The organism is Anaerotignum faecicola, assembly GCA_024460105.1.
In the GTDB taxonomy this organism is placed as follows: domain Bacteria; phylum Bacillota; class Clostridia; order Lachnospirales; family Anaerotignaceae; genus JANFXS01.
The window spans coordinates 1-412 of the sequence record JANFXS010000436.1; the positions used below are offsets into that span (position 1 = coordinate 1).

At 54.1% G+C, this 412-nt stretch carries 1 protein-coding gene; it reads left to right on the forward strand.

From position 1 onward, the window contains the following. On the forward strand, window positions 1-412 hold a 412-nt coding region (locus NE664_14750; protein MCQ4727894.1), incomplete at both ends, for a hypothetical protein.

The window sequence follows — 412 nt, forward strand, 5'->3', positions numbered from 1 at the left end:
CCCGTTTGAGTCGGAGTTCCCTGATGCAGATCTGGACCGTTATACGAAGGAGGCAGCAGCAGAGGAACTGGTGAGACGGTTTGCATGGCTGAACGTATGGATTGATGCGGCCATGGTGAGATCCTTCTACCGTCTCCCGTTAAAAGAGATCAAAGGTGTGCTGGAGCGGCTGGTATCAGATGAAACGCTGGAGCCGTATGAGGGCGGATACATTCGCCGGGAGGACCTGCCTCTGCTGGAAGGTGAGCCGGCAGAGGTGCCGGAAAAGAACCATACGGTGTTTGTGCTTCACAGAAATGATTTTCTGGTGAAATCCAATGAGCACTGGCTGAAGGAACGGTTCACACATGCGGAGTACGATGTGCTGGGCTATCTGCTGATTGACGGGGAGTTTGAGGGATGTCTGCTGGGG